Below are 25,190 nucleotides of genomic sequence, written 5' to 3' on the forward strand. Positions count from 1 at the left end.
TTCTTTAATCATACAAAACAAAGCTTAGGTTACTTGCCATACTTTTACAAAATCTTGACTGTCTATTTCTGCTCTTGGCGCAATCGCTTTCGCTGCTGTTCCGATATAAATAATTCCAGAAATAAGATCCTGTTGTTTTAATCCCAATTGCTGTTTCAACCAATTCGATTCAACCACAGCCCCAGAACGCCACATGGTTGCAAAGCCTTGTGCTTGTAATGACAACAAGAAGTTTTGAATCGCAGCACCTGTACTTAAAATCTGTTCAAAGTGTGGAACTTTAGGATGATCTTTAATCGTGGTTAAGGCTAAAACCAACAGAGGCGCACGAAACGGATGCTGTTTCACTCGATCAAGTTGTGCAGGATCTGTCTCACCTAAATCTGCTAAAGCACTCGCCAATTGCTCACCAAAAGCCGCGCGTAACTCTGGGGTGACAACCACAAAACGAGTTGGTTTTAAACGATGATGATCAGGCGCAGTCAATGCAGCTTGCACTGCTTTTTCGAGTTGTTCTGTATTTGGTGCAGGCTCAATCAGTTGCCCAATAGATTGACGTTGATGAATATTTTGATGAATTGTCTCTATATTTGAGTCCGTCATTGAAATGAATCTAACTAACACAAGGATGGCGCTAGATTAGCATAATCTGAATGATTTCCACTATGCTTAATTCATGCTTGTCACAGACGTCTATATTGAATTTCGTGAGTAAATAACAAATATCATCATCGCTAAACTCATCATTCATTTGAGAAAATTTACAGAGTGTCTGCACAAACTGTACATAACCTGCAAAAGCGCTCAGAAATTCTATGTTCCAATAATACAATTATGTAACGACTTGAGAACAAGTAATGAAAAAAACCTTAATCATGAGTTTAGTTGGTGGCTTGGCACTCGGATTGACAGCGTGTGCATCTACACCAACCAACACGTTGGCAATTCAAAAAGAAAATAATCAGTACGAAGTCACAGGTATTGGTAAAACCAACCTGATTGCAAAAAACAATGCTGTAACTGCTGCTCAAAAGACCTGTACCCGTAACACAGCCCCAGTTGTTGTTGACGAAAAAACCGCGTACCAAGGTGTATTAAAAGGTGTGGTCAATGAACAAACAGGTAAAATGGTTGAAGCTGCAGCAGGTGTACTCGGCACACTTACGGGCAAGAATGCCTCTTTAGCTCGAGATGATGATTATCAAACCACGCTTACCTTCTACTGCAAAGCTAATTCATAAATACAAAAAAAGCCGATGTTTGAAACATCGGCTTTTTTCTGCGTTGTCACTTAGTGCGCTTCGCTCGTAGCGACTTCAGATGCTGCACCTTGTTCAGCAACATCAGTATTATTTTCATCTAAATTCGGTTTATCAATCGCATCAATTGCAGCTTGTTGCTCTGGGGATGTCTGTGTTGATACAGCAGCAGCTGTTTGGTCTTGCTGTTCAGCATTTTTCGCTTCTTCTTTCTTTGCACATGCAGTCAGCATGATTGGAGCAATAATTAGAGCGGCAAGGGTTAATTTAAATTTCATCACGGCTTTCCACAGTTACTTGGTTAAGTTATGACAATCATATTTCAGATATATGACATTTTAATGACGATAACGTTGTACAAAAGTAAAAAGAGCCGATAAATATCGACTCTTTTTAAATTATCTTATTATTAATCAATAAATTAAAACTTGATTAAGCACGCTCAAGTAAAACAGCAACAGCAGGTAAAGTTTTGCCTTCTACGAACTCTAAGAATGCACCGCCACCTGTTGAGATATAGCCAATTTGATCAGCAACTTGATATTTATCAATCGCAGCAAGCGTATCACCACCACCTGCAATCGAGAAACCAGCAGATTCAGCAATCGCCAATGAAAGTGTTTTAGTTCCTTCACCGAATTGATCGACTTCGAAAACACCCACTGGGCCATTCCAAAGAATTGTTTTAGAAGATTTTAAGATGTCTGCAAATGCTTTAGCCGTTTCAGGACCCACATCCAAAATCATATCGGTATCCGTGACATCAGCCACGTTTTTCACAACAGCTTGTGCACTTGCCAATGAACCAAGGAAATCTTCAAAGTTGATTTGGCTTGCATCTGCAACCACAACATCTGTAGGTAATGGAACACTCACTTTTGCTGCAATTTGTTTTGCAGTTTCAACCAAATCCGCTTCGTAAAGTGATTTACCCACATTAAAACCAGCTGCAGCCAAGAAGGTATTGGCAATACCACCACCCACGATCAATTGATCACAGATGGTAGACAATGAAGTCAACACATCAAGTTTAGTTGATACTTTAGAGCCTGCAACAATCGCAACCATTGGTTTTTCTGGTGTTTGCATTGCACGGCCAAGCGCATCTAACTCAGCTGCCAATAAAGGACCCGCAGCTGCGATTGGCGCAAAACGTGCAGCACCTTCTGTTGATGCTTCTGCACGGTGCGCTGTACCGAATGCATCCATAACAAATACGTCGCATAATGCAGCGTATTTCTTCGCAAGTTCTTGGTTATTTTTCTTTTCGCCGTGGTTGAAACGAACGTTTTCAAGTAACACAACTTGACCCGCAGCCACTTCAACGCCATCTAAATAATCTGTGAATAATTTAACATCTTGACCCAACGCTTTGCTTAAGTAAGCAGCAACTGGTGCAAGTGATTGTTCTGGTTTTGGCTCACCTTCTACAGGACGACCAAGATGAGAAAATACCATCACTGCCGCGCCTTTTTCTAAAGCCGCTTTAATAGTTGGCAATGCAGCACGTAAACGTGCATCACTGGTAATTTCCCCATTTTTTACAGGAACGTTTAAGTCTTCACGAATAAGAACTCGTTTACCTGCTAAATCAAGATCAGTCATGCGCTGAAAATTCATGGATGGCTCTCTAGTTGATTTTAAAAACGGCGTAATTTTAAATGATTCTCTGAAATAAAGGTGAGTTTTTTTGCAGAAAAGCTGCCGAAAGCTTCAGTTTTGATTATGATAATCACCGTCACCAAATCTTTCTATTATTATGTCAATTCATCCAGATCCAAAAATTAATCGTTTAAACGTGCTTGGCGAACCTTTAGCCAGTTGTTGTTATGACCCAATCACTGGGTATTTTCGTAATGGCTTTTGCCACACGGCGGTCACCGATTTAGGTCAGCATACAATGTGTGCCCAAATGACCTCAGAGTTTTTAAATTTCTCGCAAAAAGTCGGTAATGATTTGATCACCCCTTTACCCGAGGTTGGCTTTCCTGGTCTCAAACCTGGTGACTTCTGGTGTATCTGTGTAACGCGTTGGGTTGAAGCTTATCAAGCAGGACAAGCACCACCAATTAAATTGAATGCTTGCCACAATGCCGTTCTACATTATGTTCCTTTGAATATCCTTGTGGAATACGCGGTGTAATGAACCAACATGAACTGATTTTGGCATCCAGCAGTCAAACCCGCAAAGATCTGATGGATCGTTTAAGGTTGGATTATCGCTGTATTTCCCCTGATATTGATGAATCAGCCGATGGTGAATTACATGCCGATGATTTGGCTAAACGACTTGCTTTTGAGAAGGCACGTGTGATTGCTCAGCAACATCCTGATGCGATTGTGATTGGTTCAGATCAAGTGGCTTGGCGCGAACATGCTCCGTATGACTTTATTGGCAAACCACTGAGTGTTGAAAATGCCATTCAACAATTACAAGCCAATTCTGGTCGAACTGTATTTTTTAGTACAGCACTCAGCGTACAACATTTGCAATCTGGCTTTGAAACCACATTGGTTGAACATTACCAAGCTAAATTTCGTCAGCTGACATTGCCAGAAATTGAACGTTACATCGAAATTGACCAACCCTTGCATTGTGCGGGCAGCTTTAAATGTGAAAGCTTGGGAATTAGCTTATTTGAAAAAATGGTTGGTGATGATCAAACCACCTTGATGGGCTTACCCATGATTCAATTGTGTAAGATCTTACGTCAGTTTGGAATAAGTGCGCCTTAACAAACACCCTGACCTAAACTCAGTTTAGATCAGGGGCAGTGATTACTCTTCGACTACAGTGACTCTTTTTGGCAATGCAAACCAAATAAAAATCGACAGAATCAAGAACAACAGCGCAGCCACGTTCAATACGGAACGATGTGATTGACTAAAGGCCTGTTTTGCAGCTTGAATCAAATGCTCAGCAATTGTTGGCTGTAATTGTTTCGCCACTTGAATCGCTTCTCCAATTGAACTACTCGCCTGCTGCAGCATGTTATTCGGTACATCGCTTGGAATCACAATCGAGTTGGCATAGAACCATGACAACATCAGACCGAAAAAGGCAATGCCTAAACCTGCACCTAATTCGTATGCCATCCCTTCAATTGCCCCTGCTGCGGTCGCCTTACTTGGCGGTACTGAAGACATAATGGCAGAGGTTGACGCCAGTAAAGCAATTTCCACACTTAAACCTAAAACAACCATCCAGCTCCAGACCTGCATCTTCGCCTGCATAAAATCAGTATTTGCCAATCCCCATAAGCTTAAAGCACTCATCAACATACCAAGCGATGCAACTGAGCGCAGACCGAAACGATTGACCAGCATACTGGCAATTGGACCACCTAAACTGATCGCAATCATAAACGGTAAAATAAATGCCCCAGCAGCCAACGGTGAAAGCTGATACACAAATTGCAGTTCCTGAGAAATCAGCAATTCGAATCCGACCAAGGCCATCATTGATACAATTGCCATCACCACACCTGTCGCAATCACAGGATGTTTAAACAATTGGATATCGATCATTGGCGATTTTGAAGTCAGCTGCTGACGAATAAAGCCAACCAACAAACTGAAACCGACGGCAAAAATTAAAATCGACCACACAGTAAAGCCATGCATTACCGATTTCACCGCGTAAATCATACTCAGGATGGCAACCACCAAGACCAAGGCTTGTAACAAATTCAGATTTTGCTTTGGCTGGCCTGTTTGCTTCGGAATCAGCAATGCAGCCAATACCACCACGGCAATCATAATGGGCACATTGATGAGGAACACTGAACCCCAGTGGAAATGCTCAAGCAAAAAACCACCAAGTAATGGGCCAAAGGCTGCACCACCACCGCCGACTGTTGCCCAAATCCCTAAAGCGAAGTTACGCTGCTTTTCATCAAGGAACGTATTACGGACTGCTGACAAAGTTGCAGGCAGAATCATTGCCCCACCCACGGCCAATAAAGCACGTGAAGCAATCAATACCCATGCGGTTGGTGAAAATGCGGCTGCCAATGAGGCAAGACCAAATAACACCGCACCAATGATCATCAGGCGTTTATAACCAATACGATCCCCTAAGGCACCCATCGGTAAAATCAGCCCTGCCATGACCAGTGAATAAATATCAATGATCCATAACAACTCGTTGGCTGAGGAAGAAAGCGACTCGCTCAAAGTGGGTGTCGCCACATGTAAAATGGTTGCATCAATCGCGACAGGAATGTAGATCAATACAACAATTGCAAGAATTAACCACTTGCGTGACATAAATGCCTCTAAATTGGACAACTGTTCAAATTGGCGTTATTATAACCAAAATTGAACACTTGTCCAACTTTTGGATTTAAGTGAGTTTGTTTCTGATTTGTATATGTATAGAGGTGCTAGAGAAAGAATGGCTTATTTAAACCGTGAACAACGTCGTGAAATGATTTTGCAAGCCGCCATGCAACTTGCCTTAAACGAAGGTTTTTCCGCTATGACGGTTCGCCGTATCGCTACTGAAGCTCAAACATCAACAGGACAAGTGCATCACCATTTTGTATCTAGCTCACAGCTTAAGGCCGAAGCTTTTATTAAATTGATGCAACAATTGGACGAAATTGAAAATCAGGTGACGACGGTCAATTACCTACAACGTCTTTCTCTATTGCTCGGCTGTGAAAATATCGAACAAATTCAACCCTATTTACGCTTATGGAATGAGGCTGAAGTTTTAATTGATCAAGACCAGGAAATCAAACAGGCTTATAACATTGCCATGCAGGACTGGCATCGTTCAATTATGCGGATGATTGATGAAGGTCAAGCATTAGGTGAATTTCATTTTGAGACCAATAGCGATGACATCGCATGGCGTTTGATTGCTTTTGTCTGTGGCCTAGAAGGGATTTACAAACTGGGGTTGATTGGCTTAAATGAAAACGATTTTAAACGCCACACCGAAGCCATTATTCAGGCAGAATTGTTTAAAAAATCAAAATGAGTAAACAATGAAACGAGCATTATTACAAACAGCAAGACTCGATTTATTTGTATTTCAAATGGATGATCTTGTTGATATCTACCCTTGCGTGACAAAAACGTTAACCCGTTATATGGCTTGGGAGCCTGCTCAAAACCTCGCAGTCCAAGAAAAAATTGGGCAACAATGGCTGATCGCCGAAACAAACCATACCGATCGCCATTTTGTATTACGTCGTAAACAAGATCAGCTGTTTATTGGTCTCATCGGTGTGCATCGAATGCAGACATCAACACCTGAAGTGGGATTATGGATTCGGGAAGATTGCCACAATCAAGGCTTTGCCAAAGAAGCGATTTTAGAAGTATTTCGTTGGGCCTCTACTCACATATCCGCCCAATATTTCCTATACCCTGTTGCAGTGGATAATCAACCAAGTCGTAAACTGGCTGAATTTTTAGGTGGAACTATTGCTGCATACAAGACTGAAAGCAAATATGAAGCCGTGATTTACCACATTCCACCCTTTCAAATTAAGGCAAATTAAAACCAGCCTTTTCGACCTGTTAATATTTCATCTGCACAGCGGAGCGTTTCTTGGCTCAAGCCCCATAGACGATAGTCCCCTGTTGCCGAGGTAATATTAAAATTATGGGTATAAGCAAAACTGAGTTCACGATCAAAATCACACCATGCTCCTGAGCCATTAAAGCCAACATGTCCAAAACCATGCGGTGCACGTTTACCCATCGTTAAAATACGGTGATAGCCCAAACGCCAATGCATTGGAATCGGCATCACGCGATCACGTGCTTTGCTTTGTACCGTACTGAGTTGTTTAAACACTTCTGGGCGAATCAGTTGTTGCCCCTGCCATTGCCCTTGATTGGCTAGCATTGCATAAACTTTTGCCAAACTATCAGCAGTAAATACACCATTAGCCGCAGGAATTACCGCCTGTAATCCTTCATCACTATAGAAGCTAAAATGACGCATGCCTTTTGGAATCATGGCGTCTTGGAAATCTTGTGGACTTTGCCCAGAGAACTCCAATAAGCGTTCTGACAAGGATGCTTTACGTGGTTGACTGTTTTTATTTTGTTGCGGTTTAGCTTGAGGTGCCGTTTTCGGTTTTTCCAATAAACGTGCAACACGATTTAATTCTAATGTTGGCGTTCCAAAATACGCACCATCCAGTTCCAGCGGTTGTACAAGATAACGCTGCATTAACCAATTTAACGGCTGTTTGGCTGCTTTCTCAATCACACCACCCAAAATCCAACCATAGGTCAAAGGCTGATAGGCAAAACTTTGTCCAGCAGCAAAACGTGGTATCGCTGCGGCAATCACATCCAGCATATGTGACCAATCCAGCATTTCGGTTGCTGTTTCAATGGTATTGCGAATGTCAAATAAACCGCTTTGATGTGATAAAACATGACGTAAAGTAATATTGGCTTTACCATTTTGAGCGAACTCAGGCCAATAATGTGCAATCGGTTGCTCATAATCCAGCACGCCTTCACTCACCAAAATATGTGCAAGTGTCGCTAGAATGCCTTTCCCCGTTGAATAACACATGGCTAAAGTATTGGATTGCCAATCTTCTTCTTGAGATTTTTTCCCCGTATAAATATCAACAACTTTTTGACCTTGGAAAAAAACCACCAATGCAGCGCCACCTTGCTGGGTTCGTGCATCTTGTAGACGGCTAAATTGGCTTGCCAAGTCAATAAATCGCTCATCAACACTGCCATGATAATGATGTGTATCGGCAAATAGAATTTCTTTAATCAAAGCCCAATTCCTTATGATATTTATGTTTTTATAATATCCCTGTTGCGAACAACAGGGAGCATTTACACGACATGATCGTAATTAAAGTGCTTTCACTGTACCCGCAACATGTGGCTTTTTAGATTTCACATTACGAATCAAGAAATCTGTTTGTTTTGGCTCGGCTGCAGTTAAAAACTCCACCGTAGAAGGTAAGAACATTGGTAGTTTGAACCAAACATCTGCCTCATAAGCCGCAGGTAATTCGATACTTGCCAAAGCTTTAGCTTTACTCCACATCCCATGTGCAATCGCTTGTTTAAAGCCAAACGCTTTTGCAGTCACAGCATGGATATGAATCAAGTTAAAGTCACCCGAAATCACGGCATAACGACGGCCGGTATTTTCAGAAATATTCCATTCTGCTTGTAGTTGATAAGCTGGTTCTTGCGTATCTTTAGCCTTCTCACCTGCTTTTTTCTCAGTTTTCTGGCGCGATAAATAAGTGGTTAAACTTTCCATCACCACTTCACCAGCAACTTTCGCAGTGGTAATGAAATCAAATTGTAAACCCTTGTCATGCTGTTTTAGCTCGCCAAACTTGCACGATAAAGTAATTTGCTCATTCACAGCAATTTTGCGCGTTTGCTTGATTTGGTTACGAATATGCACCAAGCCCAAGATCGGGAATGGAAATGCTTCACTGGTCATCATGTGCATTTGCAGACTTTGCGACAAAACTGCCAAATAGATTGCTGGCACGAAACCATCATTTTTAAAACCACAAATCTCGTTATAGCTTTCTAAATGCTTAGCATCAATCTTAAGTGTATCCACCACATACTCAACTTGTGGCAGAACCTTTTCACCTTTTGGCTTTTTGAAAATGAGACCTTGAATGACTTTTGGATAAGCTAAATAAGGTTTTGGCAACTGACTAAAATGACGTGTATTCATAATAAACCTTTCAATATTTTTATAAAAAAGGGATGCACAAGCACCCCTCTTCAAAACCCTAATGCTTAGGCACCTAACAAGCTTTGACCACAGACGCGAACAACGTTACCTGTTACACCTGTTGAACCAGTAGATGCATACCACGCAATTGCTTCCGCCACATCTACAGGTAAACCACCTTGGTTCATTGAGTTCATACGGCGACCTGCTTCACGAATCGCAAATGGAATCGCGGCAGTCATTTGTGTTTCGATAAAACCTGGTGCAACCGCATTGATGGTAATCCCATTCTTTAATGTCGGCGCAGTAAATTTAACCAAACCAATCACACCTGCTTTTGACACAGCATAGTTGGTTTGACCAAGGTTACCTGCGATACCACTGATTGATGATACACAAACGATACGACCATTGGCATTTAAACCATCATGAGAAAGTAAGTAATCGTTAACACGCTCAATTGCAGACAAGTTAATGTTGATCACGAGATCCCAAAGCTCAGGCTTCATATTTGCCAAAGTTTTGTCACGGGTAATCCCTGCATTATGCACGATCACATCTAAACCGCCTTGTTTTGCAGCAGCAGTTTTGATTTTCTCACCCGCATCAGCAGCAGTGATGTCGATTGCCAATACTGAACCACCAATTGAACCAGCAACACGCTCAAGATCAGCTTGTTGCTGTGGAACATCTAAACAAATGACATGTGCACCATCACGCGCCAATACATGCGCAATCGCTTCACCAATACCACGGCTCGCACCAGTTACTAATGCTGTTTTACCCGCAAGTGGTTTCGCCCAATCCAAATCAACCACATCTGCTTTAGAAACACGGATCACTTGACCAGATACATAAGCAGAACGTGGTGAAATCAAGAAACGTAAAGTTGATTCAAGATTTGCTTCTGCACCTTGGTCCACATAAACCACTTGGGCAGTAATACCCTTTTTGAATTCTTTACCAACAGATTTGATAAAACCTTCAAGCGCACGTTGTGCAATCGCTTGTTTGACTGTTTTCGCAGTTTCAGGTGTAGTACCAATCACGATCACACGACCTGAACTTGAGATTTGACGCGCGATTGGATTGAAGAAGTCATATAACGCTTTTAATTGTTCTGAATCTTGAATGCCAGACGCATCAAATACAACCGCTTTAAACTTAGATTCTTTATCATCTGCGTTAAGAGGACGAAGATTTAAACCGACCTTTGCAGCCGTTTGTTGTAATTCAACATTATTACCGACATAGCTATCTGCATGAATATTGCTAAGAACTTGAGCAATCGCAGCAGAAATCGTGCTTGATGGTGCTGCGCCAAGCAATACTGCACCATTTACAACTGGTTGAGCACTTTCAAAACGATCTAGTGCTACTGGTGATGGTAAACCTAGATTTTTTACGACAAACTTACCTAAAGGTGATTGTGTAAATGCTTGGTACTGATCAGTCATGGTTATTATCTCTCATACAAATGAATTTGTTACAAACACATGAATCATGTTGGGATATGGCATGAAATCAATGTCTGATTGACTCATAGCAAATCATACTTGAGTTCATGTCTAGATGTCTTGACCTGAATGTGGTCTCAAGCGTCATTCTAGTCAATACAGCACTATTGGAAATATGGTATGTTTGTAGCAAGAATTTCGCAATTATGCTTGGAAAAGCCTTATGAGCAAAACAACTCAAGAAAATCCAGCAGTCGAGACTTCCGCTCAAGAGACTGTGTCAAATACATCAAAAGCAGCTTCAACTTCACGTAAAACTGCAAGCACAACATCGAAAGCGGCAACGACGACACCTAAAACAACGCGTGCTCGCTCTACAACACGTAGTGCGGGTACGACAAAAAGTACTGCTGCGTCTACAACGACGAAAGCAGCTACAGCTAAAACAACCAAACCTTCTGTTCAACAGGATAAAACCATGAGCCAAAACACTGTGCGCCGTGTTGCCATTATCGGCGGTAACCGTATTCCTTTCGCTCGCTCTAACGGCGCTTATTTCACAGCTTCTAACATCGACATGTTTACAGCTGCGTTAAACGGTTTGGTTGAGCGCTTCAACCTACAAGGTCAACGCCTAGGTGAAGTGGTTGCTGGTGCAGTATTAAAGCACAGCCGTGATTTCAACATGACTCGTGAGTGTGTTTTAAATACTCAACTTGCGCCAGAAACCCCTGCATATGACATTCAACAAGCATGTGGTACTGGCTTACAAGCAGCCTTCCTGGTAGCAAACAAAATTGCTTTAGGTCAAATCGAAGTAGGTATCGCAGGCGGTGTTGATACCACTTCTGATGCACCAATCGCTTTCGGTGACGGCTTACGTAAAGCCCTGCTTGAGCTTAACATTGCTAAAACAGGTAAAGACCGTTTAAAAGCTTTAGCAAAAATTAATGTTAAAGATCTTATGGATGCACCTAAAAATGGTGAGCCACGTACAGGTTTATCTATGGGCGACCATCAAGCAATCACTGCGCTTGAGTGGGGTATTCCACGTGAAGAGCAAGATATTCTTGCTGCTTCTTCTCACCAAAAAATGGCAAAAGCATATGAAGAAGGTTTCTTCGATGACTTAATTACACCATTCTTGGGTTTAAATCGTGACAACAACTTACGTGCTGACTCGACTGCTGAGAAATTAGCAAAATTAAAACCAGTCTTTGGTAAAGGCGAAGCTGCAACCATGACAGCGGGTAACTCGACTCCACTGACTGATGGTGCTTCATGTGTACTTTTAGCGTCTGAAGAATGGGCGAAAGCAAATGGTCACGAAGTACTTGCTTACTTAACTTTCTCTGAAACTGCCGCAGTTGATTTCGTTGGTAAGAAAGAAGGTTTATTGATGGCGCCTGCTTATGCAGTTCCGCGTATGCTTGAGCGTGCTGGCCTTAAACTTCAAGATTTCGACTACTATGAAATCCACGAAGCATTTGCATCACAAGTTCTTTCTACCTTGAAAGCTTGGGAAGATGAAAAATTCTGTAAAGAGCGTTTAGGTTTAGATGCACCTTTAGGTTCAATTGATCGTAGCAAGCTCAACATCAAAGGTTCTTCTTTAGCTGCGGGTCACCCATTCGCTGCTACAGGTGGTCGTATCATCGCGACTGCTGCGAAAATCTTAAATGAAAAAGGTTCAGGTCGTATTCTTGTTTCGATCTGTGCTGCTGGTGGTCAAGGTGTAACGGCGATTATTGAAAAATAATCTCCGACCTGATCAAAAAAAGGGATTAAGTCTTTAGATTTATTCCCTTTTTTACATTTAAAACCACAAAAAAACCACCCATCTGAATTTAAACTTTCATTACTATCTCGCCCGCTTAAACTTCACATAATAGTCGTTTAACACTTTAATCGCTTGCTTCAACTCTTTTAAATTTTCTTCTGTATTTCCTAATCGCTCAACAAAGCGTTGTGAATGAATTTCCAAATCGATCTTTTCATTAATTTGCGGTGCAATCCGAAATAGCTTTTCTAAATCATCAAATCGATCTAATTTTCGATTAGAAAAATATTCCAAACGAATGCTCAAGCTATTTAACACCACACCATTTAGAATCGTGCCCTGCTCTGCATCAAATGCTAAAGCATGTTCTTTTAAAAATAACTGCTCAGGTGTCTCTTTAGAACTTTTGAATAGGCTGCTCAGCTGGCTTAACATCGATCAATCACTTCACTCTACTTTTCACTGGTATTAAACCGCTAAAACGACCAATCAAGCAACATTCACATCACAACCACCTATAAAAAAAGCATCTTCTACAAGATGCTTTCTCAACATTTATTTTCCATACTGCGTTTTTAAATATTCAACAATCTTGGCAGATTCAAACATTTTTACGCCAGTATTCGGATCAACCAAATACGGAACCTGAATATCTCTCCCCATCACTTCTACAACCTTTTCGCGTTTGCCATTAGGCAATGGAATATATTTTCCAGGTTTTAAACGCAAAGCTGCTGGTCCCATGTCCTGCCAACGTTCTTTTGAGACATTATGCAAAATATAAGGCAGTTCTAATTCAGTCAAAACTTCACGTACCAAACGAGTATAAGGACTGGCCTCGAAGCTCCACAGCTCCAATAATTCAGCTGGTGCTGGACGATCAACAATCTGCTGGTTAATCCATACACCACGCGCTGCATTGGCAACTGTTGCTAAAGTAGAGACATAAGGCAGTTTTGGGTAATGACTAAATTTCTTCGGTGTCTTCCCACTGTTCCCATAATGTTTAAACAAGTGATGAATAATTTGTTGTGACTCATATAATTGGTCACCTGTATTTTCATCAATCAAGAATGGAAATTGGCGTTTCCCACCTTTTGCTTTGACGATTTGGCGGTACTTTTGACCACCTTTAGGACATGGATAAATTTCTACATCCAAATTCAACAAGGTGATGACTTCGCGGACACGACGACAAAATGGAGAACCTTCGAATTCATAGAGCTTAAGTGCTTTTGCAGGTTGATTTGGAAATGGTGTACCAGAGACACCTCTCCCACCTTCAATCACACTTGCCACCACAGATTGTAAAACCTTGAATTGATGGTTCACCATTTTCAACATAACGCTATCCTTTTAGCAATCGACTAGTTTTTCTTTTGCAATCACAATACCGTTATTATCTGCATAGAGATAATCACCAGAATTGATCGTCACACTGCCAAAATACAATGTGATATCAACTTCACCTATGCCTTTACGATTACTTTTTTGCGGGATTGCAGCCAATGCATGTACGCCTAAATCCAATTCTGCAATCGCATCGACATCACGTACGCAACCATAGATCACCACGCCATTCCAGTGATGCTTTACCGCAGACTCCGCAATCAAATCTCCCATCAATGCACAACGCATTGAAGCACCACCATCAACAACCAAGACTTTGCCAGTACCATCAGTTGCCAAAAGTTCTTTCACACGGGAGTTATCTTCAAAACACTTTACAGTAACCACTTGCCCACCAAAGGTCTTACGCGCACCATAACTTTTAAAGAATTTACCATCGAGTGAGGGTATTACCACTTGTAGGTCTTTTTCAGGATTATCATCTAACAAATCACACGTTACGAAAGGGATCGTTGTCACTGAAATTCTCCATTATTTGCTTTGTTGTATGCTTAAATTGTCATAGAGTTTGAATGCAGCTGTCTGCGTTTGTGCCGCAAGCAACATAGTATGCGCCAATTGCTCAGCCGTTACAGGTTTAAGTTTAAACGGTCTGGTCCATGTCTTTTCAACGAGCTTAAAAATCGTTTGAGCCATATCTTCCAAGACCCGCACTTCACTTCGTTTACCAATTAATAGTGACGGCTGGAAGATCGATAGCTTATAAATTGACAGGCTTTTGAGGTAGTTTTCCAGCTCACCTTTTACTTTATTATAGAAAACTGGTGAATTAGCATTCGCTCCCAACGCACTGACCACTAATAAATGAATATTTTTATCCTGAACTAAATCAGCAAAATGGGCATTGATTTCATAATCAATCGCGTAAAATGCCGCTTTCGATCCTGCTTGTTTTATGGTGCTTCCCAAGCAGCTGAATGCATGTGTATAAGCACTCACATCTTCATCATTGAGTAATAAGAAATCTTCTAAAACAAGCTGATTAACTTTACTGTAAGTTTTTAATGTATCTGATTTTTTTCTGACAACAACGGTAATCGCATTGAAGTCATCCGAATGTTGTAACTCATCAATGAGTGCTTGACCAACCAAACCTGTAGCACCAATGACGATTGCCTTTTTATCACCTATTTTCATTTTTATTTATTCCAATCAATATCTAAGGCTAATGTAACGTTTTCTTGCACAGTTTTCACCTGTTAAATGTACTTAAAAGTATCACAAGACTTGACTTCGCGGCTTAGTTTCCTCAAAATATGGCACTTGTTTACGGGCTGGTGAATGTTGCTAATGTTTTATTGGTTTTAACTTCAGCCCGCCCAGACCAACTTATTTTCAAGGAGTGCACGAGTGGCAAACTCTGCTCAAGCTAAAAAACGTGCTCGTCAAAACGTTAAAGCACGTAAACACAACGCAAGCTTACGTTCTATGGTTCGTACTTACATCAAACGTACTGTAAATGCGATCGCTGCTGGTGATTATGCTGTTGCTACAGAAGCTTATAAAACAGCTGTACCTGTAATCGACCGTATGGCTGATAAAGGCATCATCCACAAAAATAAAGCTGCTCGTCATAAGAGCCGCTTGAACGCTCAAGTTAAAGCATTAGCTAACTAATTTGATGCACATAAAAAAGCCCGAATTTTTCGGGCTTTTTTATTGCCATTAATTTTTCACATAAGGCTGTAAGCCCGTTCCCGCCTCTGTCACGATCTTGAGCAGCTTTTGGCATAATATATAACTCTCCTCCAACAAACCCAAATCGCTCGCTCGGGCATTGCTCTGCATCAACAAAGCCTTATGCTGTTGATAGCGTTCTTGCAAATACAACTGATCTTGGCTTAATGCAATCATCATCAACTCAAAGCGAAAATCCAAATCGATTTTAATATCTACTGGCATATCACCGTAAGCCCATGCCTGTAATACTTCTAACCGACCTTGCCCTAGATTTGAAAAAATAAAATTGATATAAGCATCTAAGTTAGTAAAGAAATCCTGAATATCTGTTTGTGTATCCCAGCGCCCCATCAACGCAAAACTCGGTTCTACATTATTTTTTTGCCCCGTATTTTTATGCACATCCATTGAACGTAGACGAAAAATCAGGCGTTCAGGCAACTGCTCTTGCAATTGATCAGGAATAAAACGATCCGTAAAATCCATCGCAAAAGACAGCATTGGACTGACTGTTAATTTCCTAAGCACCATTTTCAACTGATAGAAAATACCAAGCTGCTTTTGGGTCAGTAAAAAGCATCGATATCCTGCATCCAACGCCAATTCAGGCCGTCCAATATTGCCCCAATTTGAAATAAAATCATGTGCAACATTAAATACATCCAACTTTAAATGCTGGGCATAACTTTGCTGCTCAAACCATTGACTAATCAATTGTTCCGCTTCAGGCATGCTTTGTGGTATTTGAAAATGATTTAATTGCTTTTTAGGCTCAGAAATTGGTTCAGTCACTTTGATTTTTAAAGGTTCTAACAAATATGGCTGCAACATATTTGAAACCGCATTTTCAGGGGATTGTAACTCACCCACTCCCCACACATTATAATTTGACTCATAGAAGCCAATTCCTGTTTCATGCGCGGCCTCATAAAAGACCCGATAGACCGCATCATTTTGTGCTTCATTTGCTAGAACATCTACTTGCACACTGGCACATAACCCTTGAGCGAACTTAGTCTTAATCCCTTGCACCCATTGTTGCGTCTGTTCAGAAAAATAAGATTGGTATTGCGGATCACAAATCTTGTTGCTAAATAAGTTCAACCATGCTTGCAAAGTTCTACCATGACTAGAGATATGGCGATATTGTTGATGCAGTTCAAAAGCAACTTGATGTGAATCATCTTCCGAAGGGACTTTACCTGTAAAAACCTCAGGCTCCCATAAGTAAATCGTGTTTAATAACATCTTTTTATCCAATTATGCGTCAAGTTTCTCTTTTTATAAGCCTATCATGACGAAAATTTCTACATTTTAAAAGTGCACTTTTATTATTTTTTTCAACTTTCTAAGAAAATACTCTGCATAAAAAAATATGAAGTCCCGAAGGACTTCATATCATCAACTTATGACGTTGAGATAAAATACCCAAATCATTAAGGACTAGATTGTAAAAGCTTAGTCGCCAATACCAGATTCTTTGCAGACAAACCAGCAAGAACGAGGCTGTTATTTACGACTGGAATCGTCCATTTTTGATTGGCACCACTGGTACAACGATAGCGAATTAGACGTGCACGATTATTGGTTAAGTAGCCACCCTCCAAATCGAAGCACTGATTCGATTGCTTAATCGCCAGCGCAGTTGTATCAAGCTCCCACACTTGACTACTTGCACTGCTACAAGGTGTGAGATTGATAACATTACCAGCTGTAGTCGTTAAACACTGATCTATATATTGCTTATTATGGATTTTACCCAATGCATCATAAATCCATTTCTCAGAGTCATCACCGACACAGCCTGTTGATCCACTAATAAATGCATTTAAATCACCATTCGCCAACTTCTCAGCTTTTAAACAATTGGTTCTGTTTAATAAACTGGTGCTTGATGCAAAATTCAAATCACCTTTGAGTTCTAACTTTTCAACAAAAGCATGGAATGCAGTTAATGCATCGGAATTTAAATTGGTCAAATCCGAACGATATACATTGATCCAGCGATTGAGTCGATAAAGCTTAATTTGCTGCTGGGTATAACGTACCATCTCATTCTGAGCATCAGGTGATAGTTGATCTTTAAAGGTTCTATATGAATCAAATAGTAACTTTGCATCCGTCGAAAGATTTACAACTGGCTTGTTTTTATTCTCGACTAAGGCCTGCTCTAATTGAGGCAACTCAATCGCTCTAAGAGCTGAGTATTCTGCTTCTTTACCAATTTCAACTGCAGGTGCTAGAGCCACTGTACTCACAGGAATAGATGTACTTGAAAGTAGCACAGCTGCTTGATTGGCCTTTTTACAATACAAATTCACTTGCTGCGGTGCTTCACTTTGCGCAAGGTTGACATGGAATTTATTGGCGTTGCTATTCGAGTTCATTCGTTGTGGTGCTAAAGCAATATTTTGACTCGTACTGGCAAACTGCACATTCAGCCAACAACTTGCTGTTACTGAATTTGGATTGGCTTGTGGTAGATCAAATACATTACCCCAATTCCCTTTTGCAGCAGGATAAACCAAGCCAACCTGCGCCTCTGGATCATATCCCCCCAAAATCGTATAGACTGGCACACCAAACATTTTTGGTTTCAAGTAATTACCATCAGCACGGTTATACCAAACATTACTTGAGTTTGGTGTTTTAGGCTGAGCAACCTCCATCATCCGAGTTGTGGCATTCCATTTTTTATAACCCGTTGGAGAAGTTGCATCCCAGACATAACGATCAAATGCAGGCTGAATTTTTAAATAGGTACTATAGCCGGTGTAATGAGTATATTTAGAAATGCTACTTGCCGTCGCACCACCAGACATCGCATCCCAACCATAGGCATATTTATTCAGAAAATTCGGTACACCATTTGCACCATCACCTAAATTAGTGGTAGTCCAATTGAGATTACCGCGCATTTTATTTCTAAACGCAATATAGCCCCAGCCACTATCAGCATGATGCGCTGCCCAGAACATATTATCCCCGACAGAACCAGGATAATGCCCCAATCCATAATGATGACCAATCTCATGACTAAACTCATTACCTACAGAGTCAATCAAGGTCAGCATACCATTCCCGCCACTGAGACCATGAGTTGCCTCACCGTTGCTGTATTTGCCGCGTGCATAATGCGCCACCACACTTTGCGTAATTTGTGGCTGTTCTTGGCTCGCCATTGAAGCACTGGTGATACCCCAATTGGCTAAATTAATCCCCACACCAAAAGTCGATTTAGCCGTGTTTTCACGCATATCACCACTATAAACATCACCCGTGGTTGCACTTGCCGAGTCGTAGATCACACCACTTGCGACCATGACTTTATTCAGCTTTAAATCCTCATATTTGGTCACAATCATACGTGCAGCAGGAATAGTTTGAAAATAATCTGTCCCCGCTTTGGCAGGTTCAAGCAACATATAGTGGCCTGTTGACTTCGGCGGGTCCGTTAATAAGCCTAAACGGATATTTTGCACCACCAATTCACCCGGTGCAGCCAAATCAATATTGTCGGAAGTTAAATCACCGCTACGATTGTTCAGTGGATCAACCACGCGGAGATGTAAACCGGCACGAATTTCATTCCATTTTAAGGCAACCGTCCATGCTCTTTTAGAGTAACTCACAGGCGGACGCCCATCAGTATTGGATTGATCAGAGGCTGCAATTCTTGACGGCTCTTTCAATTTAACCGTTCTGAGTAGTTGATTGCCTTGATAAATTTCGACTTGTAGCTTCTGTAAATCACCCATTTCTGCCAATGGTGTCACCAACAACAAGGCATCTTTTTCTGTGGTTAGACGCGGCATTGAGTCTTTTTCATTATTCTTAGGATTGACCACATGACTTTGTGCAAATTGCAACATCGCAGCAAAACTGCCATTTAGATCATTACGCAGTAGACGTGGCAGTCCAAGCTTATCGTAATCATAAAAACCAAGCACCGATTCATCTATTATATTTTTACGAGGTTCTGGATACTTTTCTACCACAGGTGGAATAGATGGTGTTTCTGTATTTCCGCCTCCACCTTGGCTCGGTGTTTCTGGTGTCGTGTTATCCGAACCATTATTACCATTGTTCGGTGTTTCAGGTTTTGTATTTTCTGAACCATTATTGCCAGTATTAGGCACTTCTGGTGTAACACCACCTGAACCAGTATTACCGCCATTTGGCGTTTCAGGTGTTGTCGTTCCCGAACCATTATTGCCAGTATTCGGAACTTCTGGTGTTACACCACCTGAACCAGTATTACCGCCGCCATTTGGTAGTTCTGGCACAGTAGTTCCTGAGCCATTATTTGGTGTCTCAGGCATCCCATCACCCGGTAACTCATTGGTTCCATCACCTGGCGTAGGATTGGTATTCCCTCCAGTACCATGATCATTTTTTGGCGGCTCGGTATTATTTGTTGCATTTGAATGATCTGCACCACCACCACCGCAAGCGACGAGCATGGCCGATAACAAACAAACCGTTAAATGTTTAAGTTGTAATTGCATCACACTTCCCCAAGAAAAACTTGATAAATTATCGTTAATGACAAATTAAGTTAATTAGTTAAAGTTAATATAAATCATGTATTTATATATACTATCAACTTAAATAGCAGGAAGGGAAATTAATTTATCGTAAAAACAAGAAATACTGAATTTATTACACTTTTAATCTAATTCAATTTTATTTACATTTCCAAATTGAACATAACTCCACCAACAGCACTACACTTCCCTCACTCAAACTACCTACTTCAGGCATATAGAATTCATTTAAATTTAAGTTTTGAGCAACAATCAATCTACAAAAACTGGAGAGCCAAATGAATAAGAATGGGAAGTTTATCATCGCAGTCGCACTTTTTTCATGCAGCAGTCTCAGTTTTGCTGCAAGCTGCACAAATACGATCGAGAACAATACGGTCAGTGCTCTCACTGTTCCCGCAGGTGCAAATTGCACACTCAACAATTCGTCAATTGAAGGCGATGTAAATATCGGGAAAGGTGGCAGTTTGATTTTAAATAGCTCGTCTATCCAAGGCAGCATTCAAGCTAACCAAGCAAAAGCAATCAAATTAATTAACTCAAGTGTCAGTGATGATATACATATTGCACAAGCTGCGACAATATTAAGTTTAGATAAGTCAATAATTTCAGGGAATATTCACTGTTCAGCTTCAACCAAGTTGCAAGCAAACCTCAGCAATATCGAAGGACAAAAAATTGGAAAATGTGGTTAATCAGACTGTAATTCAATCATGTTGATATTTGAATCCAAATGATCGGTTTGGATTCACATCAACAGCAGTCTAATGCTCTTGATTAGTGAGTTATTATCCGATTTGATTTTAATATTTCAAAGCAACATTTTTATTATCAATTAGAACTAGCGATTCAAAAACTGCTTTATTTCTAACGCTTGCCGCTCACCACGCCAAATCCATTTTAATTGACTTTCCGCAAAGTCCTCACCCTCAAACCATACAAACAAACCCTCCATCATGTCTGGCCAATCCGTTTGTTCAATTTGATTTTTACCTGAAATTACCGCAACAATTGCAGCAAGAATCGTGTCATGACTTACAGCCAAGCTTAAACCATTCTGTTGTGTAGGATGGGTATGATAAAGCAATTCCAATACATCAAATACACCCGTAATGGGATGTTTCATCCCAGGTAAAGCATTATTCACAAAGCTATTAATAAAACCTAATGCACCTTGTTTACGAAAATAAGGGGCTGCCTGCTGAATATCTAAAACAAAGCTGCCAGGCTCAACCAATAACCGCTGTTCAACAATTTCAATCTGATGGGTATTCACGGCTTTGCGCGTTTCATCGGCGCCTTCAATCATCAAAGCAGCAGTATCCACACAGCGCTGAATCGGGCTGGAAATACAATGTTGAATTGCCCGATCCGTATTTTGAATTAAATATTGCCCCCAAGCATAAGCCAAATCCCGACCTTGTTCAGTCAACTGTAGATCATAGCCTGCCAAACCTTGCCCATTCACCAACTCACGTAAAGAGTGGCGTGTAAACAAAGTCACAGGCGTTGAAGCATCTGGCAGTAAATCAATTGCTTCAAACATACTTTTAGGCAATAAATGCAGAGTCATATTCACATACAGGCTTTAATTTAACTCACTATAGCATGAGCCAGATAACACTCAATCTAAAATGCCAGAACGACTGAGCGCATCGTATGCAATATTTTTGCATTGCTGATCACGATAAGCGATAAAGCCACCATTCAATACGGTCTCGCGCTGATTATAGAGGAAGGGTTTTTGATCCAAGGTCATCAAGCCACCACCAATACTTTCTAACAAGGCTTGGCCTGAGCTGGTATCCCATTCTGATGTTGGATGGAACCGAGGATAAATGTCAATTTCACCTTCAAGCATCATACAAAACTTATAAGCACTGCCTGCTTCACGACGCTCTACCTTACGATTTTGTAAGATTGGCTCGATAAAGTTTTTATATTTTGGATTTTTACTGTTATGGCTCAAACCGATTTGTAAAGGAGCCACCATATCATGCTCTTCAAGCTGATATTGGAACCACTCTTGTCGACTAAAACTATATTTATACGGTAATTGCGAGGTATGTCCGATGTACATCACCTGCTCGCATGGCACAGCAATAATCGCAAATATGGTCTGGTGACCGTCAATCAAACTCAGATTAATCGTGAACTCGTCACGCTCATGAATAAACTCTTTAGTCCCATCCAGTGGATCTAGCATCCAACAACGCTGCCATGCCGTTCGAGCAGAGTAATCACTTTCTTCAGACAATACGGGTAATTCAGGCGTCACTGTCGCTAAGTGCTTTAATAAGAAGTGATTTACCTTTAAATCCGCTTGCGTTACAGGCGAATCATCGCTTTTTTCCTGAATATTAAACTCGCAACCAGCACAATAACTTTGGTATTCTTCCAACAATATTTGACTTGCCTGCGCCATGATCGGAACAAGTTGTGAAATTAACTGATCTTGTGGAGCAAGCGTTTTAATAAACATAGACCAACCTTATGTCATATTCAGATTTACAGCAGCAACCAATCGCCATGTTTGACATGGATGGCACCTTACTCGATTTAGCCTTTGATGATTTTATTTGGAATCATTGTTTGCCTGAACGACACGCTCAAGTACATCAATGTACGCTGGAGCAAAGCCAACAAACACTGTTTCAATTCTACCAACAACACAAGCATACACTATCTTGGTATTCTTCGGCGTACTGGACGGCTAAAGTTGGAGTTGATGTATTACAACTACAATACGAGCATCGTGAAAAAATTCGTGCTCGCGTCGGCTGCCATCAACTCCTGCAGCAACTCAATGCCCAAGGTTATCGCTGTTGGTTACTGACCAATGCAGATCGTGCAGGCTTACAACTCAAACTTGAAAATGTAGAACTAAGCCCCTACTTTGAACTTATGATCAGTAGCGAAGAACTCGGGCATGCCAAAGAAGAAGTTGCTTTTTGGCAAAAGCTACAACAATTTCACCCATTTGATCCCGCACAAGCAGTATTTATTGACGATACAGTTGCCGTGCTCAAAGGTGCAGAAGACTTTGGTATCTGCCAGTTATTCAGTATTCTACAGCCGTCTAGTAGCAAAGCTGCGAAAGCCGCAACTGAGCTGCCATACCCTGCACTTGATCATTTAACCGAACTTTTTGATTATCTTGAAACCAACCAACAGGTAACAGATGCCAAAACAGCATGAAGCAGAAAGCATGGATGCCATGCGCATTGATAAATGGCTTTGGGCGGCTCGTTTTTTTAAAACACGCTCAATTGCCAAAGCTGCGATTGAAGGTGGCAAAGTCCATCACAACAATGATCGCGTTAAAGTTTCTAGAGATGTGCGTGTTGGAATGGAACTCACCATTCAACAGGGTCTCGATAAAAAAACTGTGGTTGTGAAAGCACTTTCCGCCATCCGCGGTGGTGCACCAATGGCGCAACTGCTTTATGAAGAAACAGCAGAAAGTATTACCCGCAGAGAGTTGCATGCCTCACAACGAAAATTGCATAATCTAGCCCGACCTGATCATCGACCAAGTAAAAAAGATCGTCGTGATATCAATCGTTTTAAACAAGAAAATGTAGAATCCTGGTCTTATCATGATGAATAGACGGGATGAATATTTTCTATTTTTGGATGCGTCATCTCGTGTCGCATAGACACAGATCAGATGTAGAATAAACAACTAGAATCTGCCACTATACTCAAGTCCCAACAAGTTGAGATTCAATACATCCACTTGGGTTAGTCGTTAAGAAATAAAGTTTTGAGGTTTTGAGATGGATGATAATAAAAGTAAAGCGCTACAAGCTGCCTTAGGTCAGATTGAAAAGCAATTTGGTAAAAATACCGTGATGCGCTTAGGTGATAACACTGTATTAGCAGTTGAAGCTGTTTCTACGGGTTCTTTAACACTCGATATCGCATTAGGGATTGGTGGATTACCTAAGGGTCGTATTGTTGAAATTTACGGTCCTGAATCTTCAGGTAAAACCACTATGACATTGCAAGCGATTGCACAATGTCAAAAGAATGGCGGTACATGTGCATTTATCGATGCAGAACATGCCTTAGACCCTGAATATGCACGTAAACTCGGTGTAGATATTGATAACCTATTGGTTTCACAGCCCGACCACGGTGAACAGGCATTAGAAATTGCTGACATGTTGGTTCGTTCAGGTGCAATTGATCTCATCGTTGTCGACTCCGTTGCTGCATTAACGCCTAAAGCTGAAATTGAAGGCGAAATGGGTGATTCACACATGGGCTTACAAGCGCGTTTGATGAGTCAGGCACTGCGTAAAATCACAGGTAATGCAAAACGTTCGAACTGTATGGTGATCTTCATTAACCAAATCCGTATGAAGATTGGTGTCATGTTTGGTAGCCCAGAAACAACGACTGGTGGTAATGCGCTTAAATTCTACGCTTCAGTTCGTTTAGATATTCGTCGTATCGGTGCAGTAAAAGAAGGCGATGAAATTACAGGTAACGAAACACGCGTTAAAGTTGTTAAAAACAAGATGGCACCTCCGTTCAAAGAAGCGGTCTTCCAGATCATGTATGGTCGAGGTACCAACCAGTTGGGCGAACTCGTTGACTTAGCCGTTCAACAAGATATCGTTCAAAAAGCAGGTGCTTGGTATTCATACCAAGGTAACAAAATTGGGCAAGGTAAAAATAATGTGATTCGTCATTTTGAAGAGAATCCATTGATGGCTCAAGAAATTGAAAAAATCATTCGTGAACAGCTTCTCACCAAGAATAAAAATGAAGCAGCTCAAAATGAGATTGAAGAAGAACCAGATTTACTAGAAATCTAAACTGAAACGCCCTTCGGGGCGTTTTTTAATGAGGAAGGCATGTTTAATTCAGATCAAACCGAGAAACCCAAAACACTGACTGGGCAACGATTACGCTCCTATGCTTTTGCCCTGCTCACGCGTCGTGATTATTCAAAAGCTGAATTAATCAGCAAACTAAATCTCTATGCAATCAATCCAGATGAAGTGGCCAACCTTGTCGAAGAATTAGCACAACAGAACTATCAAAGTGATCAACGTGTCGCTGAGCTGACGCTCGCCAGCCAAATTAGAAAAGGTAAAGGCTTACAACGAATCAAACAGGCATTAAAAGCAAAACAACTGGATGCAGAGCTGATTACTGAGGAACTTCAAGAAGTAGACTGGGTTGATCAAGCCTATCAGCTTAAGGTCAAAAAATTTGGAGAAGAAGTCGCAACTGACCCTAAAATCAAAGCTAAACAAGTTCGATTTTTGCAATATCGTGGTTTTGATATGGGGGTAATTATGAAAGCGATTGCTCGAACGAGCGAAGAGGAATAAATGGTGGCAG

General features: G+C 41.0%; 27 protein-coding genes. 12 read left to right on the plus strand and 15 right to left on the minus strand.

The annotated features are described in order from the left end of the window. Nucleotides 1–24: 24 nt before the first annotated feature. Entirely contained in the window at nucleotides 25–603 is a 579-nt protein-coding gene (locus tag F885_RS10480) for a nitroreductase family protein (RefSeq protein WP_005316283.1), read from the minus strand. Between the two features lie 254 nt (nucleotides 604–857). Here F885_RS10480 and F885_RS10475 point away from each other — a divergent pair, with 254 nt between their 5' ends. Beyond that, nucleotides 858–1,241 carry a hypothetical protein gene (locus F885_RS10475; protein WP_005202905.1) on the plus strand — a complete coding sequence of 128 codons (384 nt, stop codon included), beginning with the start codon at nucleotides 858–860 and terminating at the stop codon, nucleotides 1,239–1,241. A 50-nt stretch (nucleotides 1,242–1,291) separates the two neighbouring features. On the opposite strand, the gene F885_RS10470 is transcribed toward F885_RS10475, so the two are convergent. Both F885_RS10470 and F885_RS10465 read right to left on the minus strand, forming a co-directional pair. Continuing rightward, nucleotides 1,292–1,537: a hypothetical protein gene (locus F885_RS10470; RefSeq protein ID WP_005202902.1), complete on the minus strand. Its 246-nt coding sequence runs from the start codon at nucleotides 1,535–1,537 to the stop codon at nucleotides 1,292–1,294. A 154-nt stretch (nucleotides 1,538–1,691) separates the two neighbouring features. Further along, complete coding sequence (locus F885_RS10465; protein ID WP_005202901.1) at nucleotides 1,692–2,879, minus strand: phosphoglycerate kinase; 1,188 nt, start codon at nucleotides 2,877–2,879, stop codon at nucleotides 1,692–1,694. Nucleotides 2,880–3,018: 139 nt separating this feature from the next. Here F885_RS10465 and F885_RS10460 point away from each other — a divergent pair, with 139 nt between their 5' ends. Both F885_RS10460 and F885_RS10455 read left to right on the plus strand, forming a co-directional pair. Beyond that, nucleotides 3,019–3,402 carry a DUF2237 family protein gene (locus tag F885_RS10460; RefSeq protein WP_004653014.1) on the plus strand — a complete coding sequence of 128 codons (384 nt, stop codon included), beginning with the start codon at nucleotides 3,019–3,021 and terminating at the stop codon, nucleotides 3,400–3,402. Next, nucleotides 3,402–3,995 (plus strand): Maf family protein, encoded by a 594-nt coding sequence (locus F885_RS10455; RefSeq protein WP_005316288.1) that lies wholly within the window; start codon nucleotides 3,402–3,404, stop codon nucleotides 3,993–3,995. Before F885_RS10460 ends, F885_RS10455 begins: the two co-directional genes overlap by 1 nt. Nucleotides 3,996–4,037: 42 nt before the next feature. Here the strand turns inward: F885_RS10455 and F885_RS10450 are convergent, their stop codons facing one another. Then, the gene (locus F885_RS10450; protein WP_005316292.1) at nucleotides 4,038–5,528 is read right to left on the minus strand and encodes an MFS transporter; all 1,491 of its coding nucleotides are present in this window, start codon (nucleotides 5,526–5,528) and stop codon (nucleotides 4,038–4,040) included. Between the two features lie 127 nt (nucleotides 5,529–5,655). On the opposite strand from F885_RS10450, the gene F885_RS10445 reads away from it, so the two are divergent. Further along, nucleotides 5,656–6,246, plus strand: a complete 591-nt coding sequence (locus tag F885_RS10445) for a TetR family transcriptional regulator (RefSeq protein ID WP_005316311.1) — start codon at nucleotides 5,656–5,658, stop codon at nucleotides 6,244–6,246. Nucleotides 6,247–6,253: 7 nt separating this feature from the next. Further along, nucleotides 6,254–6,772: a GNAT family N-acetyltransferase gene (locus F885_RS10440; RefSeq protein WP_005316313.1), complete on the plus strand. Its 519-nt coding sequence runs from the start codon at nucleotides 6,254–6,256 to the stop codon at nucleotides 6,770–6,772. Here the strand turns inward: F885_RS10440 and F885_RS10435 are convergent. The 3 genes from F885_RS10435 to F885_RS10425 all read right to left on the minus strand — a co-directional run bounded on the left by F885_RS10435 (nucleotide 6,769) and on the right by F885_RS10425 (nucleotide 10,415). After that, on the minus strand, nucleotides 6,769–8,022 hold the full coding sequence (locus tag F885_RS10435) for a serine hydrolase domain-containing protein (protein WP_005316321.1): 1,254 nt from the start codon (nucleotides 8,020–8,022) through the stop codon (nucleotides 6,769–6,771). The genes F885_RS10440 and F885_RS10435 overlap by 4 nt on opposite strands. A gap of 81 nt (nucleotides 8,023–8,103) precedes the next feature. Then, the gene (locus F885_RS10430) at nucleotides 8,104–8,958 is read right to left on the minus strand and encodes a MaoC family dehydratase (RefSeq protein WP_005316324.1); all 855 of its coding nucleotides are present in this window, start codon (nucleotides 8,956–8,958) and stop codon (nucleotides 8,104–8,106) included. Between the two features lie 65 nt (nucleotides 8,959–9,023). Then, nucleotides 9,024–10,415, minus strand: coding sequence for a 3-oxoacyl-ACP reductase (locus F885_RS10425; RefSeq protein ID WP_005316327.1), 1,392 nt, complete (start codon nucleotides 10,413–10,415; stop codon nucleotides 9,024–9,026). A 223-nt stretch (nucleotides 10,416–10,638) separates the two neighbouring features. On the opposite strand from F885_RS10425, the gene F885_RS10420 reads away from it, so the two are divergent. Next, entirely contained in the window at nucleotides 10,639–12,174 is a 1,536-nt protein-coding gene (locus tag F885_RS10420; protein WP_005316330.1) for an acetyl-CoA C-acetyltransferase, read from the plus strand. A gap of 102 nt (nucleotides 12,175–12,276) precedes the next feature. Here F885_RS10420 and F885_RS10415 read toward each other — a convergent pair whose 3' ends face one another. From F885_RS10415 to F885_RS10400, 4 genes are all read right to left on the minus strand, one after another. Beyond that, the gene (locus F885_RS10415; RefSeq protein WP_005316333.1) at nucleotides 12,277–12,630 is read right to left on the minus strand and encodes a hypothetical protein; all 354 of its coding nucleotides are present in this window, start codon (nucleotides 12,628–12,630) and stop codon (nucleotides 12,277–12,279) included. A 120-nt stretch (nucleotides 12,631–12,750) separates the two neighbouring features. Beyond that, a complete protein-coding gene (locus F885_RS10410) occupies nucleotides 12,751–13,539 on the minus strand; it encodes a glutathione S-transferase N-terminal domain-containing protein (protein ID WP_005316336.1) in 789 nt (262 codons plus the stop codon). 12 nt (nucleotides 13,540–13,551) lie between these two features. Continuing rightward, the gene (rraA, locus tag F885_RS10405; RefSeq protein ID WP_005189586.1) at nucleotides 13,552–14,064 is read right to left on the minus strand and encodes a ribonuclease E activity regulator RraA; all 513 of its coding nucleotides are present in this window, start codon (nucleotides 14,062–14,064) and stop codon (nucleotides 13,552–13,554) included. Between the two features lie 12 nt (nucleotides 14,065–14,076). Beyond that, a complete protein-coding gene (locus tag F885_RS10400; RefSeq protein WP_005202885.1) occupies nucleotides 14,077–14,742 on the minus strand; it encodes a Rossmann-fold NAD(P)-binding domain-containing protein in 666 nt (221 codons plus the stop codon). A 213-nt stretch (nucleotides 14,743–14,955) separates the two neighbouring features. Between F885_RS10400 and rpsT the strand changes: the two genes are divergently transcribed. Beyond that, nucleotides 14,956–15,222 carry a 30S ribosomal protein S20 gene (rpsT, locus tag F885_RS10395; protein ID WP_004807943.1) on the plus strand — a complete coding sequence of 89 codons (267 nt, stop codon included), beginning with the start codon at nucleotides 14,956–14,958 and terminating at the stop codon, nucleotides 15,220–15,222. 48 nt (nucleotides 15,223–15,270) lie between these two features. Here rpsT and F885_RS10390 read toward each other — a convergent pair whose 3' ends face one another. Together F885_RS10390 and F885_RS10385 are read right to left on the minus strand one after the other, a co-directional pair. Next, the gene (locus F885_RS10390) at nucleotides 15,271–16,533 is read right to left on the minus strand and encodes a hypothetical protein (protein WP_005316340.1); all 1,263 of its coding nucleotides are present in this window, start codon (nucleotides 16,531–16,533) and stop codon (nucleotides 15,271–15,273) included. Nucleotides 16,534–16,721: 188 nt separating this feature from the next. Further along, nucleotides 16,722–19,793, minus strand: coding sequence for a M66 family metalloprotease (locus tag F885_RS10385; RefSeq protein ID WP_005316343.1), 3,072 nt, complete (start codon nucleotides 19,791–19,793; stop codon nucleotides 16,722–16,724). Between the two features lie 317 nt (nucleotides 19,794–20,110). On the opposite strand from F885_RS10385, the gene F885_RS10380 reads away from it, so the two are divergent. After that, nucleotides 20,111–20,527, plus strand: a complete 417-nt coding sequence (locus F885_RS10380) for a hypothetical protein (protein WP_005316346.1) — start codon at nucleotides 20,111–20,113, stop codon at nucleotides 20,525–20,527. 146 nt (nucleotides 20,528–20,673) lie between these two features. Here the strand turns inward: F885_RS10380 and F885_RS10375 are convergent, their stop codons facing one another. Both F885_RS10375 and F885_RS10370 read right to left on the minus strand, forming a co-directional pair. Next, complete coding sequence (locus tag F885_RS10375) at nucleotides 20,674–21,405, minus strand: histidine phosphatase family protein (protein ID WP_004807951.1); 732 nt, start codon at nucleotides 21,403–21,405, stop codon at nucleotides 20,674–20,676. Between the two features lie 51 nt (nucleotides 21,406–21,456). Further along, on the minus strand, nucleotides 21,457–22,314 hold the full coding sequence (locus F885_RS10370; RefSeq protein WP_005316350.1) for a 3'(2'),5'-bisphosphate nucleotidase CysQ family protein: 858 nt from the start codon (nucleotides 22,312–22,314) through the stop codon (nucleotides 21,457–21,459). An 11-nt stretch (nucleotides 22,315–22,325) separates the two neighbouring features. Between F885_RS10370 and F885_RS10365 the strand changes: the two genes are divergently transcribed. The 4 genes from F885_RS10365 (at nucleotide 22,326) to F885_RS10350 (ending at nucleotide 25,180) form a co-directional block, all read left to right on the plus strand. After that, nucleotides 22,326–23,030: an HAD-IA family hydrolase gene (locus F885_RS10365; RefSeq protein ID WP_005202868.1), complete on the plus strand. Its 705-nt coding sequence runs from the start codon at nucleotides 22,326–22,328 to the stop codon at nucleotides 23,028–23,030. Then, nucleotides 23,014–23,442, plus strand: a complete 429-nt coding sequence (locus F885_RS10360) for an RNA-binding S4 domain-containing protein (RefSeq protein ID WP_004807958.1) — start codon at nucleotides 23,014–23,016, stop codon at nucleotides 23,440–23,442. Before F885_RS10365 ends, F885_RS10360 begins: the two co-directional genes overlap by 17 nt. A 169-nt stretch (nucleotides 23,443–23,611) precedes the next feature. Beyond that, complete coding sequence (recA, locus tag F885_RS10355) at nucleotides 23,612–24,658, plus strand: recombinase RecA (RefSeq protein WP_004807961.1); 1,047 nt, start codon at nucleotides 23,612–23,614, stop codon at nucleotides 24,656–24,658. 39 nt (nucleotides 24,659–24,697) lie between these two features. After that, nucleotides 24,698–25,180 carry a regulatory protein RecX gene (locus F885_RS10350; RefSeq protein ID WP_005202859.1) on the plus strand — a complete coding sequence of 161 codons (483 nt, stop codon included), beginning with the start codon at nucleotides 24,698–24,700 and terminating at the stop codon, nucleotides 25,178–25,180. Nucleotides 25,181–25,190 lie beyond the last annotated feature (10 nt).

The sequence above is a fragment of the Acinetobacter higginsii genome (assembly GCF_000369845.1).
In the GTDB taxonomy this organism is placed as follows: domain Bacteria; phylum Pseudomonadota; class Gammaproteobacteria; order Pseudomonadales; family Moraxellaceae; genus Acinetobacter; species Acinetobacter higginsii.

What these genes read in the sequence shown, in the direction of transcription:
- F885_RS10480 (WP_005316283.1), bottom strand. Translation starts at nt 603, where the DNA reads ATGACGGACTCAAATATAGAGACAATTCATCAAAATATTCATCAACGT.
- F885_RS10475 (WP_005202905.1), top strand. Translation starts at nt 858, where the DNA reads ATGAAAAAAACCTTAATCATGAGTTTAGTTGGTGGCTTGGCACTCGGA.
- F885_RS10470 (WP_005202902.1), bottom strand. Translation starts at nt 1,537, where the DNA reads ATGAAATTTAAATTAACCCTTGCCGCTCTAATTATTGCTCCAATCATG.
- F885_RS10465 (WP_005202901.1), bottom strand. Translation starts at nt 2,879, where the DNA reads ATGAATTTTCAGCGCATGACTGATCTTGATTTAGCAGGTAAACGAGTT.
- F885_RS10460 (WP_004653014.1), top strand. Translation starts at nt 3,019, where the DNA reads ATGTCAATTCATCCAGATCCAAAAATTAATCGTTTAAACGTGCTTGGC.
- F885_RS10455 (WP_005316288.1), top strand. Translation starts at nt 3,402, where the DNA reads ATGAACCAACATGAACTGATTTTGGCATCCAGCAGTCAAACCCGCAAA.
- F885_RS10450 (WP_005316292.1), bottom strand. Translation starts at nt 5,528, where the DNA reads ATGTCACGCAAGTGGTTAATTCTTGCAATTGTTGTATTGATCTACATT.
- F885_RS10445 (WP_005316311.1), top strand. Translation starts at nt 5,656, where the DNA reads ATGGCTTATTTAAACCGTGAACAACGTCGTGAAATGATTTTGCAAGCC.
- F885_RS10440 (WP_005316313.1), top strand. Translation starts at nt 6,254, where the DNA reads ATGAAACGAGCATTATTACAAACAGCAAGACTCGATTTATTTGTATTT.
- F885_RS10430 (WP_005316324.1), bottom strand. Translation starts at nt 8,958, where the DNA reads ATGAATACACGTCATTTTAGTCAGTTGCCAAAACCTTATTTAGCTTAT.
- F885_RS10425 (WP_005316327.1), bottom strand. Translation starts at nt 10,415, where the DNA reads ATGACTGATCAGTACCAAGCATTTACACAATCACCTTTAGGTAAGTTT.
- F885_RS10420 (WP_005316330.1), top strand. Translation starts at nt 10,639, where the DNA reads ATGAGCAAAACAACTCAAGAAAATCCAGCAGTCGAGACTTCCGCTCAA.
- F885_RS10415 (WP_005316333.1), bottom strand. Translation starts at nt 12,630, where the DNA reads ATGTTAAGCCAGCTGAGCAGCCTATTCAAAAGTTCTAAAGAGACACCT.
- F885_RS10410 (WP_005316336.1), bottom strand. Translation starts at nt 13,539, where the DNA reads ATGTTGAAAATGGTGAACCATCAATTCAAGGTTTTACAATCTGTGGTG.
- F885_RS10400 (WP_005202885.1), bottom strand. Translation starts at nt 14,742, where the DNA reads ATGAAAATAGGTGATAAAAAGGCAATCGTCATTGGTGCTACAGGTTTG.
- F885_RS10390 (WP_005316340.1), bottom strand. Translation starts at nt 16,533, where the DNA reads ATGTTATTAAACACGATTTACTTATGGGAGCCTGAGGTTTTTACAGGT.
- F885_RS10385 (WP_005316343.1), bottom strand. Translation starts at nt 19,793, where the DNA reads ATGCAATTACAACTTAAACATTTAACGGTTTGTTTGTTATCGGCCATG.
- F885_RS10380 (WP_005316346.1), top strand. Translation starts at nt 20,111, where the DNA reads ATGAATAAGAATGGGAAGTTTATCATCGCAGTCGCACTTTTTTCATGC.
- F885_RS10375 (WP_004807951.1), bottom strand. Translation starts at nt 21,405, where the DNA reads ATGACTCTGCATTTATTGCCTAAAAGTATGTTTGAAGCAATTGATTTA.
- F885_RS10370 (WP_005316350.1), bottom strand. Translation starts at nt 22,314, where the DNA reads ATGTTTATTAAAACGCTTGCTCCACAAGATCAGTTAATTTCACAACTT.
- F885_RS10365 (WP_005202868.1), top strand. Translation starts at nt 22,326, where the DNA reads ATGTCATATTCAGATTTACAGCAGCAACCAATCGCCATGTTTGACATG.
- F885_RS10360 (WP_004807958.1), top strand. Translation starts at nt 23,014, where the DNA reads ATGCCAAAACAGCATGAAGCAGAAAGCATGGATGCCATGCGCATTGAT.
- recA (WP_004807961.1), top strand. Translation starts at nt 23,612, where the DNA reads ATGGATGATAATAAAAGTAAAGCGCTACAAGCTGCCTTAGGTCAGATT.
- F885_RS10350 (WP_005202859.1), top strand. Translation starts at nt 24,698, where the DNA reads ATGTTTAATTCAGATCAAACCGAGAAACCCAAAACACTGACTGGGCAA.